The sequence below is a fragment of the Streptomyces sp. SudanB182_2057 genome (assembly GCF_964272715.1).
In the GTDB taxonomy this organism is placed as follows: Bacteria; Actinomycetota; Actinomycetes; order Streptomycetales; family Streptomycetaceae; genus Streptomyces; species Streptomyces rubradiris.
In genome coordinates, this window is record NZ_OZ186798.1 from 7304113 (window position 1) to 7320579 (window position 16467).

Annotated in this window: 16 protein-coding genes; 8 read left to right on the forward strand and 8 right to left on the reverse strand. The window is 74.4% G+C overall.

Annotated elements, in window-relative coordinates:
* The first annotated feature begins 166 nt into the window (after positions 1-166).
* The 3 genes from ACSURM_RS32555 (at position 167) to ACSURM_RS32565 (ending at position 3381) form a co-directional block, all read left to right on the forward strand.
* Positions 167-904 (forward strand): SAM-dependent methyltransferase, encoded by a 738-nt coding sequence (locus ACSURM_RS32555; RefSeq protein WP_436959352.1) that lies wholly within the window; start codon positions 167-169, stop codon positions 902-904.
* Between the two features lie 214 nt (positions 905-1118).
* Entirely contained in the window at positions 1119-2216 is a 1098-nt protein-coding gene (locus ACSURM_RS32560; protein WP_436959354.1) for an enoyl-CoA hydratase/isomerase family protein, read from the forward strand.
* 415 nt (positions 2217-2631) lie between these two features.
* Positions 2632-3381 carry a PIG-L deacetylase family protein gene (locus tag ACSURM_RS32565; protein WP_436961228.1) on the forward strand — a complete coding sequence of 250 codons (750 nt, stop codon included), beginning with the start codon at positions 2632-2634 and terminating at the stop codon, positions 3379-3381.
* A gap of 12 nt (positions 3382-3393) precedes the next feature.
* Here the strand turns inward: ACSURM_RS32565 and ACSURM_RS32570 are convergent, their stop codons facing one another.
* The 3 genes from ACSURM_RS32570 to ACSURM_RS32580 are packed head-to-tail and all read right to left on the reverse strand — an operon-like array spanning position 3394 to position 6253.
* Positions 3394-4362 (reverse strand): threo-3-hydroxy-L-aspartate ammonia-lyase, encoded by a 969-nt coding sequence (locus tag ACSURM_RS32570; RefSeq protein WP_436959356.1) that lies wholly within the window; start codon positions 4360-4362, stop codon positions 3394-3396.
* 53 nt (positions 4363-4415) lie between these two features.
* The gene (locus tag ACSURM_RS32575) at positions 4416-5585 is read right to left on the reverse strand and encodes an alanine racemase (RefSeq protein ID WP_436959357.1); all 1170 of its coding nucleotides are present in this window, start codon (positions 5583-5585) and stop codon (positions 4416-4418) included.
* A gap of 14 nt (positions 5586-5599) precedes the next feature.
* Complete coding sequence (locus ACSURM_RS32580; protein WP_436959359.1) at positions 5600-6253, reverse strand: helix-turn-helix transcriptional regulator; 654 nt, start codon at positions 6251-6253, stop codon at positions 5600-5602.
* Positions 6254-6414: 161 nt separating this feature from the next.
* Here ACSURM_RS32580 and ACSURM_RS32585 point away from each other — a divergent pair, with 161 nt between their 5' ends.
* The gene (locus ACSURM_RS32585; RefSeq protein WP_436959361.1) at positions 6415-7194 is read left to right on the forward strand and encodes a thioesterase II family protein; all 780 of its coding nucleotides are present in this window, start codon (positions 6415-6417) and stop codon (positions 7192-7194) included.
* A gap of 60 nt (positions 7195-7254) precedes the next feature.
* On the opposite strand, the gene ACSURM_RS32590 is transcribed toward ACSURM_RS32585, so the two are convergent.
* The 3 genes from ACSURM_RS32590 to ACSURM_RS32600 form a co-directional block, all read right to left on the reverse strand.
* Positions 7255-7755, reverse strand: a complete 501-nt coding sequence (locus tag ACSURM_RS32590) for a peptidylprolyl isomerase (RefSeq protein WP_436959363.1) — start codon at positions 7753-7755, stop codon at positions 7255-7257.
* 207 nt (positions 7756-7962) lie between these two features.
* On the reverse strand, positions 7963-9036 hold the full coding sequence (locus tag ACSURM_RS32595) for an NAD(+)/NADH kinase (RefSeq protein ID WP_436959364.1): 1074 nt from the start codon (positions 9034-9036) through the stop codon (positions 7963-7965).
* Positions 9037-9213: 177 nt separating this feature from the next.
* Positions 9214-10107 carry an alpha/beta fold hydrolase gene (locus ACSURM_RS32600; protein WP_436959366.1) on the reverse strand — a complete coding sequence of 298 codons (894 nt, stop codon included), beginning with the start codon at positions 10105-10107 and terminating at the stop codon, positions 9214-9216.
* A 107-nt stretch (positions 10108-10214) separates the two neighbouring features.
* Between ACSURM_RS32600 and ACSURM_RS32605 the strand changes: the two genes are divergently transcribed.
* Positions 10215-10613, forward strand: a complete 399-nt coding sequence (locus tag ACSURM_RS32605) for a winged helix-turn-helix transcriptional regulator (RefSeq protein WP_436959368.1) — start codon at positions 10215-10217, stop codon at positions 10611-10613.
* A 182-nt stretch (positions 10614-10795) separates the two neighbouring features.
* On the forward strand, positions 10796-12619 hold the full coding sequence (locus tag ACSURM_RS32610) for a sigma-70 family RNA polymerase sigma factor (RefSeq protein WP_436959370.1): 1824 nt from the start codon (positions 10796-10798) through the stop codon (positions 12617-12619).
* A 64-nt stretch (positions 12620-12683) separates the two neighbouring features.
* Here ACSURM_RS32610 and ACSURM_RS32615 read toward each other — a convergent pair whose 3' ends face one another.
* Complete coding sequence (locus ACSURM_RS32615; protein WP_436959371.1) at positions 12684-13628, reverse strand: CAP domain-containing protein; 945 nt, start codon at positions 13626-13628, stop codon at positions 12684-12686.
* Positions 13629-14082: 454 nt separating this feature from the next.
* Here ACSURM_RS32615 and ACSURM_RS32620 point away from each other — a divergent pair, with 454 nt between their 5' ends.
* Entirely contained in the window at positions 14083-15804 is a 1722-nt protein-coding gene (locus ACSURM_RS32620; protein WP_436959372.1) for a purine-cytosine permease family protein, read from the forward strand.
* A 147-nt stretch (positions 15805-15951) separates the two neighbouring features.
* On the opposite strand, the gene ACSURM_RS32625 is transcribed toward ACSURM_RS32620, so the two are convergent.
* Complete coding sequence (locus ACSURM_RS32625) at positions 15952-16146, reverse strand: DUF2795 domain-containing protein (RefSeq protein ID WP_030784217.1); 195 nt, start codon at positions 16144-16146, stop codon at positions 15952-15954.
* Positions 16147-16318: 172 nt separating this feature from the next.
* On the opposite strand from ACSURM_RS32625, the gene ACSURM_RS32630 reads away from it, so the two are divergent.
* Positions 16319-16462, forward strand: coding sequence for a hypothetical protein (locus ACSURM_RS32630; protein WP_436959374.1), 144 nt, complete (start codon positions 16319-16321; stop codon positions 16460-16462).
* The last annotated feature ends 5 nt before the right edge of the window (positions 16463-16467 follow it).

Below are 16467 nucleotides of genomic sequence, written 5' to 3' on the forward strand. Positions count from 1 at the left end.
GTGAGCGGGGGCCCGGCCGGGACCCGGTCGCGGGGCCGCCGGGACGGACCCGGACGGGGCGCGGCGCATGCCCCTTTCGAGTGGGGACGTGTTTGGGCCCGCCCTCGCGCGCCGCCCGGCGGAAACCCGGGTGCGCGGCTGCCGCCGTACGTGTCAGGCTCCGCCGATGGACCGTGAGGAGATCTCCAGGCGCGCCCACGCGGATCACCCGATAGCCGCGCCGCTCGACGACGACGCGGTGCGCGGGCTGCTGGAACGGGCCCTGCCGCGCGACGGCGGACGCGTGCTCGACCTCGGCTGCGGCGGCGGGGAGTGGCTGCTGCGGGCCCTGACCGCGCGCCCCGGACCGCGTGCCGAGGGCGTCGACCTCTCCGAGCGCGCGCTGGCGGACGCCCGCCGGGCCGCGCGCCGGCTCGGCGTCGAGGACCGCCTGGTCCTCCACCGCGAGGACGCCGCCCGGTTCACCGCCCCGCACGCCTTCGACCTGGTGCTGTGCGTGGGGGCCACCCACGCCTTCGGCGGCCTGCTCCCGGCCCTGGCGGCGGCACGCGGGCACCTCGCGCCCGGCGGACGCGTCCTCGTCGGCGAGGGGTACTGGGACCGCGAGCCCTCCGCCGGGGCCGTCGCGCTGCTCGGTGACCTCGACGACCTGCCGGGCACGCTGGACCGGGTCGTCGCGGACGGCTGGACACCGGTCCACGGGCACGTCAGCACCCGCCGGGAGCTGGACGACTACGAGTGGGCGTGGACGGGGACGCTCGCCTCCTGGGCGCTGGACCACCCCGGCCACCCGGACAGCGCCGAGGCCCTCGCGGCGGCCACGGCCCACCGCGACGAGTGGCTGCGCGTCTACCGGGACGTGTTCGGCTTCGTCTGCCTCGTGCTGCGGCCGACGGCGGACTGAACGCCGGGGCAGCGCGGCCACCGGCCCCGGTCGGCGTCGCCCCGGACGGCCCCGGTACGCCCGTGACACCCCGTCGGCGACGAGAGGGGGGCTGCCGCCACCCCGGCGGGCACGGCACTGAGAAGATCGTTCGCGACCGTGGGTGCACCCGACCGGAAGGAAGCGACGAGATCATGCGTGTCATCGTGGCCGGCGGCCTGCTGGAGGCGTCCGGATGACCGGCAGCGCGCGGACCGACGCGCCCCGCACCGCCGAACCCGTTCTGCTGCGCACGGAGGGACGGGCCGCGTACCTCACGCTCAACCGGCCCGAGGCGCTCAACGCCCTGAACCATGTCATGGTCCGCCGGATCGACGAGGCCCTGACCGCCTGGGAGCGCGACCCGGCCGTGGAGACCGTCGTCCTCACCGGCGCGGGGGAGCGCGGCCTGTGCGCGGGCGGCGACATCCGCGCCGTCCACGACGACGCCCGCGACGGCGACGGCACCGCCTCCGCCGCGTTCTGGCGCGACGAGTACCACCTCAACGCCCGCATCGCCCGCTACCCCAAGCCGTACGTCGCCGTCATGGACGGCATCGTCATGGGCGGCGGGGTCGGCGTCTCCGCGCACGGCGACGTCCGCGTCGTCACGGAACGCTCGCGGATCGCGATGCCCGAGACCGGCATCGGCTTCGTCCCCGACGTCGGCGGCACCCACCTGCTCGGCCGCGCCCCCGGCGAACTGGGCACCCACCTCGCGCTGACGGGCGCCCAGGTCGGCGCCGGGGACGCCCTGCTCTGCGGGCTCGCCGACCACTACCTGCCGTCCGAGTCCCTCCCCTCCTTCCTGGCGGACCTCGCCACCCGCCCGGTGACCGACGCCCTGGCCCGCCACGAACAGCGGCCGCCGCTGGGCACGTTGTCCGGTCAGCGCGCCTGGATCGACGCCTGCTACGCCGCCGACACCGTCGAGGAGATCGTCGCGCGGCTCTTCGCCCACGGTGGCCCGGAGGCGAAGGAGGCGGCCGAGACCCTGCTCGCCAAGTCGCCCACCTCGCTCAAGGTCACCCTGGCCGCGATCCGCCGCGCCCGGCGGCTCGGCTCGCTGGAGCGGGTCCTCGACCAGGAGTACCGCGTCTCCTGCGCCGCCCTGTCCGGACCCGACCTGGTCGAGGGCGTCCGGGCGCAGATCATCGACAAGGACCGCCGTCCGCGCTGGTCCCCCGCGACCCTCGCCGAGGTCACCGACGCCGACGTGGAACGCTTCTTCGCCCCGCTCGGCGACCGCGAGTTGGGGCTCGGGGACGACGCGGCCATAGTCGGCCCACGCTGAACACCCCGCCGGCCCGGCCGCGCCCGGCGGGCGAGCGACCGGACGCGGCTCCGGAGGAACACGAAGAGGTGCGCGTGCCGCCGGACGGGGCTTCTCGGGACCGGCGGCTCGTGCCGGAGGCCCACCGCGCCGGTGCGGCCGGGTACGTCGGCACCCGGCACCGGTCCCGGACAATTCCGCGCCCGGCACCGGCCCCGGGTACTCCCGCGCCCGGCACCGGCCCCGGGTACTCCCGCACCCGGCACCGGCCCCGGGTACTCCCGCGCCCGGCACCGGCCCCGGGTACTCCCGCGCCCGGCACCGGCCCCGGGTACTCCCGCGCCCGGCACCGGGAAGAGATGTGACCATGGAGCCGGCCCCGGCGGCCGGGCCGGCCGGGGCCGCCGCGAGGCACCCGGACGCCGTGGAGGAAGCCGTGCCGCCCAGTCTGCTCGCCGTGTTCGCCCACCCCGATGACGAGGCGCTCCTCGCCGGCGGGCTCCTCGCCCGGTACGCCGCCGAGGGCGCCCGTACGGCCGTCGTCACGGCGACCTGGGCGCCCGGCAGCACGCGCGCCGGTGAACTCGCCGACTCCGTGGCGGCCCTGGGCGTTCCCGGGCCGCCGCGCCTGCTCGGCTACGCCGACCACCGGGTCCCGGCCTCCGCCCCCGGCCGGCCGCGCTGGTGCGACGCCCCGGTGGACGACGCCGTCGGACGGCTGGTCGCCCACATCAGGGAGGTGCGGCCCGGGATCGTCGTCACCCATGACGCCTACGGGCAGCTGACCGGGCACCCCGACCACCGCCACACCCACCGGATGGCCCTGCTCGCGGTGACCGCCGCAGGGCTCGGGCAGCTCTATCCCGAGGCGGGCGAGCCCTGGCGGCCCGGCGCCCTGTATCTGGCGACCCACCCCCACTCGGCCGTGGCCGAGCTGGGTGAACTCCTGGACGGCGTCGGCAAGTCCGTGCTGAGCGTGCCCGACGCGCACGTCACCGACACCGTGGACGTACGGCCGTGGCGGGAGCGCAAGTGGGCGGCGATCCAGGCCCACCGCAGCGAGGTGGCACGGGCCCGGGCGCTGCCCGCGCTCCTCGCCCGCCTCCCGGAGGAGACCCGCGACCGCCTGCTGGGCACCGAGTACTACACCCGCGTCGGCCTCACCGACGGCGCGTACCTGGTGTGACGACAGGCCCCCTCAGCCGCCGACGAGGGCGGTGAAGCGGGCCGCGTCGATGTTGCCGCCGGAGGCGATGACGCCGATCCGCCGCGGGAGGCGGTCGACGCGCCCGGCCAGCAGCGCGGCCAGCGGCGTGGCCCCGCTCGGTTCCAGGACGATCTTCAGGCGTTCGAAGGCGAACCGCATCGCGGTGACGATCTCGGCGTCGGTGACCAGGGCGATGGAGTCGACCAGGCGCTGGTTGACGGGGAAGGTGAGTTCGCCGGGAGTGGCCAGCGCCTGCCCGTCGGCGATGGTGCGGGGCACCGGGACGGTGACGCGCGCGCCGGCCGCCAGGGAACGCCTGGTGTCGTCGCCCGCCTCCGGTTCGACGCCGACGATCCGGATGCCGGGGTGCAGCGCGGTGGCGGCGGTGGCGCTGCCGGCGATGAGGCCGCCGCCGCCCACCGGCACCACCAGCGCGTCCAACGGGCCGGTCTCCTCCAGCAGTTCGAGGGCGGCGGTGCCCTGGCCGGCCATGACGTGCGGGTGGTCGTAGGGCGGGATCAGGGCCAGACCGCGGTCCTCGGCCAGGGCGTGGCCGAGCGCGGTGCGGTCCTCGGTGTAGCGGTCGTACGTGACGACTTCCGCCCCGTACCCGGCGGTCGCCTCCCGCTTGGAACGGGGGGCGTCCTCGGGCATCAGGATGACCGCGCGGGTGCCCAGTTCGCGGGCGGCCAGCGCGGTGGCCTGGGCGTGGTTGCCGGAGGAGTAGGCCGCCACGCCCTTCGCCAGCTGCTCCGGGGGAAGCTGGGCGACGGCGTTGTAGGCGCCCCGGAACTTGAAGGCGCCGACCCGCTGGAAGTTCTCGGCCTTGATGAACACCTCCGCTCCGACCAGGGAGTCGAGGGTGCGGGAGGTGAGGACGGGGGTGCGGTGGGCGACGCCCTCGATGCGGGCGGCGGCCTCGCGGACGTCGGCGAGCGTGAGGGGCGGTGCGGCGGCCATGGCGGGTCCTTCGGGCGACGGGAGACGGGACGGGGAACGGGGGAGCGGGGCGGTCACCAGCCGGAGACGCGGGGCCAGTACGCCTCGATCACGGGGGACGCCGACGTGCCGCGGCCGCTGTCGACGACGTGGTAGCCGTGGTGCTGGGCGGCCGTGGCGCAGGCGTGGTTGGGCAGGACGCGCAGCCGGGTGCCGATGGGCAGCTCGGGCAGGGCCGCGCCGTCCCGGGCGGTGAGGGTGCCGTGCTCCTGGCTGGCGGCGGTCATGACCAGGCCGGGGATCAGGGTGCCGGACAGGTCGGTGACCAGGCCGTAGCCCTGGTCCTGCGGCTGCCCGGCGGTGCCGCGGTCGCGGGACAGCGCCATCCAGCCGCCGTCGGTGACGATCCACCCGTACTCCGGGCGGTGCCCGATGACGGTCACCACCACCGACAGGGCGATGTCGGCCGGCGCGCAGACGCCGAGTCCGGCCATCACCAGGTCGAAGAAGACGTAGTTCCCGGCGCGCAGTTCGGTGACCCCGGTGAGGTCGTCGGCGGCGTGCGCGGTGGGGGTGGAGCCCACGCTGACGGTGCGCACGGGCAGGCCGGCCGCGCGCAGCCGCCGCGCCGCCGTGACCGCCGCGTCGCGTTCGTTCCGCGCCGCCGCGCGCCGTTCCCCGGCGGTGAAGGCGGAGTACGACTCGCCCGCGTGGGTCAGGACGCCGTCCAGGCAGCCCGCGTCGTGCAGGATCCGGCCGATGCCGGTGAGCCCCGGCGCGTCGGGCCTGAGGCCGCCGCGGTGGCCGTCGCAGTCGATCTCGACCAGCGCGGGCAGGGCGACCCCCGCCTCCCGGGCCGCCGCGGCGACGAACTCCGCCTGCTCGGTGCTGTCCAGCAGGACGCGCAGGGTGACGCCGCGCCGCACCAGGGCGGTCACGCGCGGGAGTTTGCGCGGTTCGATGCCGACGGCGTAGGTCAGGTCGCGGTAGCCGGCGCCGGCGAACGCCTCGGCCTCGGCGAGCGTGGAGACGGTGACCGGGCCGAACGTGCCGTCGTGCAGGAGGGCGGCGGCGTCCAGGCTCTTGGCCGTCTTCACATGCGGGCGCAGCCCGACCCCGAGGCGGTCCGCCCGGGCCCGCAGACGGGCGATGTTGCGCCGCGTCCGGTGCGCGTCCACGACGGCGAACGGCGTGTCGGGATCGGCCAGCGTCCGGACGGCGGCGGGGGAGAAGGCGGTGCTCATGGGCGGGTGACCCCTCACTTCGCGTAGTTGTAGACCGTCGCCCGGGACACGCCGAGCAGGTCCGCGATGGTCTGCGCGGCGTCGCGCGAGTCGAAGTAGCCGTCGCGCTGCAACCGCCGTACGAGCGCCTTCTTCTCCTCCCGGCTCAGCGAGCGCGGGGTGGCGGCGCGCTCGGCGGCCCGGGCCTCCACCGCCTCGCGCAGCTCCCGCGCGGTGCGGTCGCGCAGGGTCTCCAGGGGGCGCTCGCGGTGCTCGGAGTCCGTCGCCACGAGGTTGGACAGGGCGAGGGTGACGGGGGAGAGCACGGACACGTCGAGGTTCAGGCACAGGGCGGCTACGTACTCGCCCGCCGCGTTCTTGATGCCGATGGACGTGCTCTTGGCCGGGCGGCCGTCGGGAAACCGGTTCGGGTAGTTCTGCACCACACCGGGGTAGTCCGGGTCGGCGATGCGGGCCAGCCCCAACTCCGTCGCGGGGTCGCCGACCTGACGGCCCGACAGATTGTTCTCGATGGCCCGGATCGCGTGCTCCGGGTCGCGCAGGTCGTGCAGCACGACCTCGCACAGGCCGGGGAACATGCGGCCCAGCGCGACCGCGATCTTCTCCACCTCCTTCAGGAGGTGCTCGTCCGCGCCGTCCTCACCCGTGGCATCCACCCGGCGGTCCATGGGCCTCCCCGACGGCCTCGACATATGGTCCACTTCTGGACGGGGAGTCTAAGTCGCGGGGTGTCCGCTGTCCAGGGGAACCGGACCGCACCGCCGCCGGGCGTCAACTACCCTCCGTACCAGCGGGTTTCACACCCGGCACGTACCGACGAGGGGGACGCATGGCAGACCGGCCCAGCGCGGGGCACCCGAAGTGGCTGCGCCGCTTCCACCAGCCGGAGCCGGGCGCGCCGCGGCTGCTGTGCCTGCCGCACGCCGGCGGCTCCGCGAGCTTCTACTTCCCCGTCTCCAAGGCGCTGTCGCCCGCGGTCGACGTGTGCGCGGTGCAGTACCCCGGCCGCCAGGACCGCGCCGGGGAACCCTTCGCGCGCTCCATGCGGGAACTCGCCCAGGGGGTGTACGACGCGCTGGACGAGCGGGACCGGACGCCGACGGCACTGTTCGGGCACAGCATGGGCGCGCTGGTCGCCTTCGAGCTGGCCCGGCTGCTGGAGGACGCCGGCCGGCCCCCCGCGGTGCTCTTCCTCTCCGGCCGCGGGGGCCCGTCCGCCGGGCGGACCGAGAGCCTGTACGTGGACGACGACGCGCGGCTCATCGAGGAGGTCGTCCGGCTCGACGGCACCGACGCGGCCGTCTTCCAGGACGAGGAACTGCGCCGGCTGATCCTGCCCCCGCTGCGGGCCGACTACCGCGTCGTGGACACCTACCGGCCCACCCCCGGACCACGGCTGGGCTGCCCGCTGGTCGTCCTGACGGGCGACGCCGACCCCAGGGTCACCCCCGACGAGGCCCGTGCCTGGGCCCGGGAGACCGACGGCCCGTTCGAGTGCCACGTCCACCCAGGGGGCCACTTCTACCTGGTCGCGCGGCAGCAGGACGTCCTGGCCGGGATCGAGGCCGCGCTGCGGCGGTTCGCGCCCGGCGCCGGGGCGGCCCTCTGAGCGCGCCGGGCGCACGGGAAGGGCGGCACCGGCCGAGCCGGTGCCGCCCGCCGGAGTGTGTCAGCCGAGGATCTTGGCGGACTCGATGACCACCGGCTCGGTGGGGACGTCCTGGTGGCCCTGGCGGCTGCCCGTCTTCACGCCCTTGATGGCGTCGACGACCTGCTGGCCCTCGGTGACCTGGCCGAACACGGCGTAGCCCCAGCCGTTCGGGGTCTTCGAGGAGTGGTTCAGGAACGCGTTGTCCGAGACGTTGATGAAGAACTGGGCCGTAGCGGAGTGCGGGTCGTTCGTCCGCGCCATCGCCACGGTGTAGTTGTCGTTCTTCAGCCCGTTGTCGGCCTCGTTCTGGATCGGCGCCAGGGTGGACTTCTGCTTCATGTCCGGCGTGAAACCACCGCCCTGGATCATGAAGTTGTTGATGACCCGGTGGAAAATCGTGCCGTCGTAGTGGCCGCTGCGCACATACGCCAGGAAGTTCTCGACCGTCTTGGGCGCCTCGGCGTCGTTCAGCTCCAGCACGATCCGGCCGGCGCTGGTGTTCAGCTCGACTGTCGACATCGTAAAAATCTCCTCATTCCGGTGGGACTCGCCCACGCTACAGGTACGGCCCGGCCGGCCGTTCTCCGGTGCGACCGACGGGCTGCCGACCGGCAGCCCGAGCGCACCATGGAATATACGACCACAGGTCACGCGTACGGTGCTGCGGCGCCCCGGGCCCCGAACGGCCATCCGGGTCACGGCGAGGCCCCCGGCCGGCCCCGGGCGTCAGGACGGCCGGGGCGCGTCGCCGGGCGTCGGCGGCAGCGCCAGATGGGCGAGATCACCCGGCGGCGGCGTGGTCACCGGCCACAGCGGGGCGGCCTCCCCGTCGGCGAGCGCGGCCGGCGCGTCGGTCAGGTTCATCCGCTCCCGCAGCCGGCCGTAGAAGTCCATGGGACCGAGCCGGACCGCCTTCAGCCGGCGCGGAGCCGCGTACACCCCGATCCAGTCCCCGGGGCCGAGCACCCCGCGCAACTGGCCGTCGACGCTGACCGCGGCCCGCCCCGACCCCTGGAGCACCCGCAGCGCGACGGGCTCGTCCGGCGCGGCCACCACCGACCGGTTGAACACCATGTGCGGCGCGACCGGCGTGAACACCAGGCCCTCCGCGCGGGGCGAGACCACCGGGCCGCCCGCGGCGAAGCTGTACGCCGTGGACCCCGTGGGCGTGGCCACCAGCAGCGCGTCCGCCGAGTACGAGGCGAGCAGCCGGCCCGCCAGATACACCCCGACCGACACCTGCCGGTCCCGGGAGAGCTTCTCCAGGACCACGTCGTTCAGCGCGGTCACGTCCAGGGCGACCCCCCAGTCCCCGCCCGCCTCGCACTCCGTGCGCACCGGCGGCGGGGGCAGCAGCGGCCCGCGCCCGTAGCTCAGCAGCGCCTCCATCTGCGCGGGCACCTCCAGCCGGCAGGACGCGCGCAGGGTGAGCAGCATCCGGTGCTCCACGTGGATCCGGCCCTCCCGCACGGCGTCCAGCGCGGCCCGGACCGCCGGGGCGGGCACCTCGGTCAGGAAGCCGACCCGGCCCAGGTCGACACCGAGCACCAGGGCGTCGTTCTCGGCCGCCAGCCGGGCACCGCGCAGGAACGTGCCGTCGCCGCCCAGGGTGACGATGAGGTCGGGATCGCCCGCGCTGTCCAACTCCTCGCGGGCACTGTGCCGCGCGCCCGCCCGCCACACGTCGATGTCGGCGCAGCCCACCCCGTGCCCGGCGCACCACGCGCGCACCTCGCGCGCGGCGGCGACCGCCTCGGCGCGCCCGCCGTGCACGACCAGCCCGACACGGTTCACCGTCATACCCGTACACCCGCCTCCCAGCCGGTTTCCTGCCCGGCGTCATCCTCGCCGCGCACGGCACCGACCCGGCGCGCGCCACGCCGCCGGGCGGCACTGTCCCGGGCGCGTGCCGTGCGGAGAGCCGCCGTCCCGGGGCATGCCGTACGGGAAACGGGCACCGGGAGCCGGCGGGGCTGCTCAGCCGCGCCCGGAGCCGGCGGGGGTGCACCCCTCGTCGTCGTCCGCCGCGAGGAACGGCTCCAGCGCGGCCAGCAGCTCCGCCGGGCGGTCCAGCGGGATGATGTGGCCGCAGTCCGGGATCACCCGGCCGGTCAACCGGTCGGCGTACGGCCGCAGTTGCCGTTCCAGCGAGCGGCCCACCGGGTGGGCGCCGAGGGTGAGCGCGGGCACGGTGAGACGTGCGCCGGACACCGCCTCCCGGATCTGCCGGGCGCTGGTGGCGAGCGCCCGGTAGGGGCCGAACGCCGCGCGCAGCGCCTCGGTACCGGTGTAGGCGCGGACGAACTCGGCGCGGACGTCCGGCCGTACGCCCCGGCCCAGCGTGCCGCGCCGGAGGAACCAGTCGACGTACGCCTCCTCGTGCCCCGTCAGCACCGACTCGGCCAGCCCCGGCGCCGCGTGGAACCCGAACCACCACGGCGGGCCGGCCGCGAGGAACTCCTCGGCGCCCGGCAGGTCGCCCAGCAGGGACTCCATCAGCACCAGCCGCCGTACCAGGCCGGGCCGCCGCATGGCCAGCAGGAACGCGGGCGGGGTGCCGAGGTCGATGCCGACCACGGCGGCCGGTCCCGCGTCGAGCGCCTCCAGCAGACCCGCGGCGTCGGCGGCGAGGGTCCCGGCGTCGTAGCCGTCCGCCGGCCGGTCGCTGTCGCCGAACCCGCGCAGGTCCGGGGCGATCACCCGGTACCGGCGGGCCAGCGGCCCGATGACCTCGGTCCACAGCCGCCAGGTGTGCGGGAAGCCGTGCAGCAGCAGCACGGCCCGACCCGAGCCGGCCGTGGCGACGTTGAGTCCGGTCCCGTTGACGGTGACCCGGCGCAGCCGCACACCGGGCAGGGAGGTGACAGTCATGAGCGATCCCTCGGAGTTCCGCGAGTAACGAATGGTGACAAGGGAACGCTAGGAAACTAGCCTCGGGAGCGGCAGACCGCACTTTCCCGTGAGTTGGTGAGCTTCAGGTGACTTCCCAGGCCAAGGACGCCCCCGCCGTGCGCGGTGACCTGTTCGACCCCGCGTGCCCGACCCGCCGGCTGCTCGACCGGATCGGCACCAAGTGGACGTCGATGGCGGTGAAGGTGCTGGCTCAGGCCGCGCCGGGCGAGGTGCGCTTCGCCGAACTGCTGCGCCGGATGCCGGGCGTCTCGCAGAAGATGCTCTCGGCGACCCTGCGGAGCCTCGTCCGCGACGGCCTGGCCGAACGCCGGGTGGAGCCCTCCGTGCCGCCCGCCGTGCACTACCGGCTCACCCCGCTCGGCCTGTCGCTCGACACCGTGCTCGCCGCCGTACGCGACTGGGCCGAGGAGCACATGGCCGAGATCGACCGGGCCAACTCGCTGGACGACCGGCTGGAGAGGTGAGCCGCGACGCTCCGGTCCGCCCGGTGTGATCTCCCTCCTTGCGGCCGCCGCACCGCCCTGTGAGCCTCCCCTCGAACGATTCTCTGAAGAACTGCCCTGCGAAGAACTGTTATCGGCACCGCGCCGGACGGTCTCCCAGGTGACGCACAGCATCGTTCGGCGCCGAGGACAGGGAAGCTTTGATGAGGACACAGCACACGGTGGACACGGCGGCACTGGTGGACGCCGCCCGGGCGGGAGACCCGGCGGCCCAGGACGCCCTGGTCGGCGCGTACCTCCCGCTGGTGTACAACATCGTGGGGCGGGCCCTGAACGGTTCGGTCGACGTGGACGACGTGGTCCAGGAGACCATGCTCCGGGCCCTCGGCTCGCTCGGCGACCTGCGCACCCCGGAGAACTTCCGCTCCTGGCTCGTGGCCATCGCGATGAACCGGGTCCGCGCGCACTGGCGGGACCGCCAACTCGCCCCGGGCACCGTGGAGGAGGCCGCCGGCGTCGCCGACCCGGGCGCCGACTTCGTCGACCTGACCATCGTCCGGCTCCAGTTGTCCGGCCAGCGCCAGGAGACCGCGCGCGCCACCCGCTGGCTGGAGCCGGAGGACCGCGAGGTGCTCTCGCTGTGGTGGCTGGAGTGCGCCGGCGAGCTGACCCGCGCCGAGGTCGCCACGGCCCTCGGGGTGTCACCGCAGCACACGGCGGTCCGGGTGCAGCGGATGAAGGCCCGCCTGGAGTCGGCCCGCGTGGTGGTACGGGCGCTCGGCACCCGGCCCGCCTGCCCGGAACTGGGTGGCGTGCTGGCCTCGTGGGACGGCCTGCCCTCCGCCCTCTGGCGCAAGCGGATAGCCCGGCACGCCCGCGAGTGTGCGCGCTGCGGCGGCCTGTGGAGCGGTCTGCTCCCGGCGGAGGGGCTGCTCGCCGGGCTCGCGCTCGTCGCGGTGTCCTCGGCGCTGACGGCGGCGGCACGGTCCGCCGTGGCGGCCGGCCTCCGCCCGACCGCGTACGCCGCCTCCGCCACGCCGGACACGGGGGCCACCGGCCCGGATGCCGCGCACAGCGGGACCGGGCAGACGGGCGACAGCCTTCCGCACCCCGGGACCGAGCCGGCGGGTGATGGCCTTGCGCACTCCCGGACCGAGCCGGCGGGTGATGGCCTTGCGCGCACCCGGGTCGAGCAGCCCGGCGACAAGGTCCCGCACCCCCGGACCGAGCAGGCGGGTCCCGTCGGGGTGCGTGCCTCCCGGCGCCGTGCGACCGCCCGCGGCGAGGCCCGGCGACGGCGGCGGATCCGGCGCCGGGCCGTCGGCGGTGCCGTGGTGGCGGCCTGTGTGGCGGGGGGCGGCCTGTGGTACTTCGGCACCGGCTCCGGACCGGAGACCAGGGAGGCGACCGCCGCACCCACCGCCGACGCCGTCGTGGCGGACCTGTCAGCACCCGGCCCCGTCCGGACCTCGGCGCCGCCCTCGGCCTCCCCGTCGCCGTCCCCCTCGCGGTCGAAGAAGCCGAGCCCCGCCAAGAGCCCCCGCCCCGCACGCACGACCGGCACCCCGAAGGCCCAGCGATCCGCGCCCGCGCCCGCCACGCCCAGCCCCTCCCGGACGACCCCGCGGATGCGTCCCGCGCCCGCCGGCACCGTGGCACAGGTGGTCGCGCTGGTGAACGAGGAGCGGGCGGCCGCCGGATGCGGCCCGGTCACCGAGGACCCGCGACTGGACCGGGCCGCCCAGGGACACTCCGACGACATGGCCGCGCGCGGCTTCTTCGACCACACGAACCCGGACGGCGCCGGCCCCGGCGAACGCGTCACGGCCGCGGGCTACCGCTGGTCCACGTACGGCGAGAACATCGCCCGGGGCCAGCAGACCCCGCGGGCGGTGATGGACTCCTGGATGCACAGCCCCGGACACCGCGCCAACATCCTCAACTGCTCGTTCAAGAACATCGGCGTGGGCGTCCACAACGGCTCGGGCGGCCCCTGGTGGACCCAGAACTTCGGCGCGAAACTCTGAACGGCGGCCGACTCGGCGTGCGGGCGCGGGTGTTCGGGGCCGCTGTTCCGCCGGCCGGCCCGGCTCAGCGGGCGGTGCCGAAGTCCTGCGTCCAGTAGCTGCCGGGCTGCGCCAGGCCGACGCCGATCTCCTGGAACCCGCAGTTGAGGATGTTGGCCCGGTGGCCGGGGCTGGCCATCCAGCCCGCCATGACCTGCTCCGCCGTGGAGTAGCCGTAGGCGACGTTCTCGCCGTAGCTGCTCCAGGTGTAGCCGGCGCGCGTGATGCGCAGGCCCGGGTCGGAGCCGTCCGATCCGGTGTGCGACATGTTCTGGTGGGCGGCCATGTCCGCGCTGTGCTCCTGCGCGGCCTTGGTGAGCACCGGGTCGAGGGACAGCGGCCGGCAACCGACCTTGTTCCGCTCGGCGTTCACCAGCCGCAGGACCTCGGCGGTCACTCCGGACGCCGTGGCGGCGGGCGCCGGGGAGGTGGGCTCGGCGGTCGCCGGGGCCGTGGGGGCGGTGCCGGTCGTGGGGGTCGTGGCGGTGGCCGCGGGGGTGCCGGGCGCGGCGGCGGACTGGGGCCGCTGGGCGATGGGCCGGGCCGACACCGCCGGACGCGTCTCGGGCCGTACGGCCGGACGCGCGTGCGCGGGCCGCTCCTTGGCCGGGGTGGTGACCGGCGTGGACGGGAACGGCGCGGATGACGACGGCCTGGACGGGACCGGCGTGGGCGACGACGGCTTGGATGACGACGGCGCGGACGGGGACGGTGTGGTGGTGACCGGCTCCGTGCCGCGCGGCGCGGTGATCCGCCCCGCGGCCGCGTCCACTCCGTTGCGGTGGTGATGCCTGTGAAGGCGTTGCTCCTGCGTCCCGGGCGCGCTCGTCGCGCCGGCCCGCGGTCGCGGGTCCGTGCCGTACGGCCAGTCGGTACAGGCCAGGGCGACGGACGGCACGCCCACGGCGCCGACGGCGACGGCGGCGATGACTATGCGCCGGTGGTGCTTGGTCTTGCGGTGCTGTCCCATACGTCAACCTCACTCGGTGATCGCGGAGCGCCCATTCTTGGGACGGCCTCACACGGGACGCAAAGGCACTGGCTACTACGCCGCCTCGTAGACCCTCCCGGGCCTTGCCAGCCACGCCGGGAGATGCAGAAGATTGCGACCGCGACGTTTGCGCGGTGCTGTCGGCGCCTCAGGAACCCGACACCGGCGGGGGATACGGCGAGCTGCCCACAGACCGTCCCGGCGTCACGCCGACCGGACCACACGCCCACGGCAAGACGGACAAATCCCATATGTCGCGGGAGCGGCATCTACTATCCGGCACCCTTAGTCGCCCACAGCCCTGTGACGGTTGTCACCTCCGGCCGGGACACCGTTCTTAAAGACGGGGAAACCGCGGGGCAACACGGCGGCACGAACCTTCCCTGCAACCGGCCCGGCGCGTCCGGGCGCAGCGCAGGACGAGGGGAGCGCCGTGACGGACATCGTCGACAGCCAAGCGCCACCGGCCCCGCCCGGCAGTCGTACGTACAACGGCTGGACGCGGAACGACACGCTGGAGGACTACTCGCTGCGCTACGCGCCCAAGTCCTTCCGCCGCTGGACGCCGTACGTCGTGGCCACCACCGCCCTCGGCGGCATCGCCTACCTCGCGGACTTCGCCATCGGCGGCTCGATCGCCGTCGCGCACGGCTTCTCCAGCGCCCTGGTGGCGATCCTGGCCGCCGCGGTGGTCATCTTCCTGACCGGCATACCGATCTCGTACTACTCCGCGAAGTACTCCATCGACATGGACCTGCTGACCCGGGGCGCGGGATTCGGGTACCTGGGCTCGACGCTCACCTCGGTGATCTACGCGAGCTTCACCTTCATCTTCTTCGCCCTCGAAGGCTCCATCATGGCGCAGGCGCTGGAACTCGGCCTGCACATCCCGCTCGCCGTCGGGTACGTCGTCTGCTCGCTGGTCATCCTGCCGCTCGTGGTCTACGGCATGACCGCCCTGTCGCGGATGCAGGTGTGGACGCAGCCGGTCTGGCTGGTGCTGATGGTCGCCCCGTTCGTGTCCATCGCGATCCAGGAGCCCGGGAAATACGCGGAGTTCACGCACTTCGCGGGCGACTCGCCCACGGGCTCGACGCTCAGCGCGCTCGGTGTGGGCGCGGGCGCGGGTGTCGCGCTGTCGCTCATCGCGCAGATCGGCGAGCAGGTCGACTACCTGCGGTTCATGCCCGACAAGACCCCGCGGAACGGCAGGCGTTGGTGGGCCGCAGTGCTGGGCGCCGGACCGGGCTGGGTGGTGCTCGGCGCGCTGAAGCAGATCGGCGGCGCCTTCCTGGCCTTCTGCATCGCCGACGGTGCGGGGCTGGGCAAGGCCGACGAGCCGATCCGGCAGTACGTCCACGGGTTCGGCACGTTCGCGGCACCGGTCGCCCTGGGGCTGGCGACCTTCTTCGTCATCCTCTCCCAGGTGAAGATCAACTCGACCAACGCGTACTCCGGTTCACTGTCCTGGTCGAACTTCTTCTCCCGCCTGACCCACCGTCACCCGGGCCGCGTCGTCTACATCTTCCTCAATGTCGGCATAGCGCTCGCGTTGATGGAGGGCGGCGTCTTCGGCTTCCTCAACACCGTGCTCGGCTTCTACTCCAACGTGGCCATCGCCTGGATCGGCGCCGTCGTCGCCGACCTGATCGTCAACAAACCGCTCGGACTCAGCCCGTCGTACATCGAGTTCAAACGGGCCCACCTGTACCACTTCAACCCGGTGGGCTTCGGTTCGATGCTGATCGCCTCCGGGGTGTCCATCGCCGCCTACTTCGAGGCGTTCGGCGCCTACGGCAAGGCGTTCTCGCCGTTCATCGCGCTGTTCCTGGCCATGGCGCTGTCGCCGCTGTTCGCGGTGCTCACCAAGGGCCGCTACTACCTCGCCCGCCCCGACAGCCTGGACGAGCCGCTGTTCGGCGCGGACGGGCTGCCCTCGGCCGCCGTGCTGACCTGCGCCGTCTGCGCGACCGATTTCGAACGGCCCGACATGGCGGGCTGCCCCTTCCACCAGGGCCCGGTCTGTTCGCTGTGCTGCAGCCTGGAGAAGGACTGCCACGACTCCTGCAAGCGCGGAGCCGGAGCACCGGGGCCGGTCGCCCTCGGCCTGCCCACCGTCCGGACCGGTGACGGCCCCGCTCGTGGGGGCGTCTGACGGAAACCGGGTGATGGGGTGGGATGACCGTGGCCGGAGGTTACCGGTTTGTTGGGTCATCCGGTAACTGTGTGACGGCGTGCGCGGCGGCGGGCCTGGGCGGCCGGCCGCCGCGCACGCGTCTTCCACACCGTCGGCCGTGCGCCGTCACTCGTTCCGGAAGACGGCCTTGCTGACCTCGGCGGGGTTCTCGAACTTCTTCTTCCCGAGGTGGGAGATCCGCTCCGTGATCTCCTTCGGCGCGTGGTTCTTCTCGGCCGCCTTCCGAAGGTCGTCGGTACCGGCCGGGTACTCCACGCCGTGCAGCGCTTTCTGCAGATCAGGTGGGGTGATGCCCGCCATGGCTCCTCCTGGCAGTGAGTCGGTGATCGGACGGCGCGGATGGCGCGCCGGGACTGCTCAGGTACCCATCCCACGGAAGCGGATTCAGAGATTCCGGTTGGTGATGGGCAGCGGCGCGCGCGGGTACCCGACGGTTCCGGAAGCAGGTACGGGACGCGGATGAGAGGACCCGATGAGCGAGAACACCCCATCGCAGGCCGAGGGCGAGCGCGAGCCGGACGCCCCGGACACGGAGCAGCCGGCCCGGACCACCCCCTCCCAGGCGGAGGGGGCGGACACCGCTGAGGAGACCTCGGACGAGGAGGACGACGCGTAGGAGGC

What these genes read in the sequence shown, in the direction of transcription:
- ACSURM_RS32555 (WP_436959352.1), top strand. Translation starts at nt 167, where the DNA reads ATGGACCGTGAGGAGATCTCCAGGCGCGCCCACGCGGATCACCCGATA.
- ACSURM_RS32560 (WP_436959354.1), top strand. Translation starts at nt 1,119, where the DNA reads ATGACCGGCAGCGCGCGGACCGACGCGCCCCGCACCGCCGAACCCGTT.
- ACSURM_RS32570 (WP_436959356.1), bottom strand. Translation starts at nt 4,362, where the DNA reads ATGGCCGCCGCACCGCCCCTCACGCTCGCCGACGTCCGCGAGGCCGCC.
- ACSURM_RS32575 (WP_436959357.1), bottom strand. Translation starts at nt 5,585, where the DNA reads ATGAGCACCGCCTTCTCCCCCGCCGCCGTCCGGACGCTGGCCGATCCC.
- ACSURM_RS32580 (WP_436959359.1), bottom strand. Translation starts at nt 6,253, where the DNA reads ATGGACCGCCGGGTGGATGCCACGGGTGAGGACGGCGCGGACGAGCAC.
- ACSURM_RS32585 (WP_436959361.1), top strand. Translation starts at nt 6,415, where the DNA reads ATGGCAGACCGGCCCAGCGCGGGGCACCCGAAGTGGCTGCGCCGCTTC.
- ACSURM_RS32590 (WP_436959363.1), bottom strand. Translation starts at nt 7,755, where the DNA reads ATGTCGACAGTCGAGCTGAACACCAGCGCCGGCCGGATCGTGCTGGAG.
- ACSURM_RS32595 (WP_436959364.1), bottom strand. Translation starts at nt 9,036, where the DNA reads ATGACGGTGAACCGTGTCGGGCTGGTCGTGCACGGCGGGCGCGCCGAG.
- ACSURM_RS32600 (WP_436959366.1), bottom strand. Translation starts at nt 10,107, where the DNA reads ATGACTGTCACCTCCCTGCCCGGTGTGCGGCTGCGCCGGGTCACCGTC.
- ACSURM_RS32610 (WP_436959370.1), top strand. Translation starts at nt 10,796, where the DNA reads ATGAGGACACAGCACACGGTGGACACGGCGGCACTGGTGGACGCCGCC.
- ACSURM_RS32615 (WP_436959371.1), bottom strand. Translation starts at nt 13,628, where the DNA reads ATGGGACAGCACCGCAAGACCAAGCACCACCGGCGCATAGTCATCGCC.
- ACSURM_RS32625 (WP_030784217.1), bottom strand. Translation starts at nt 16,146, where the DNA reads ATGGCGGGCATCACCCCACCTGATCTGCAGAAAGCGCTGCACGGCGTG.
- ACSURM_RS32630 (WP_436959374.1), top strand. Translation starts at nt 16,319, where the DNA reads ATGAGCGAGAACACCCCATCGCAGGCCGAGGGCGAGCGCGAGCCGGAC.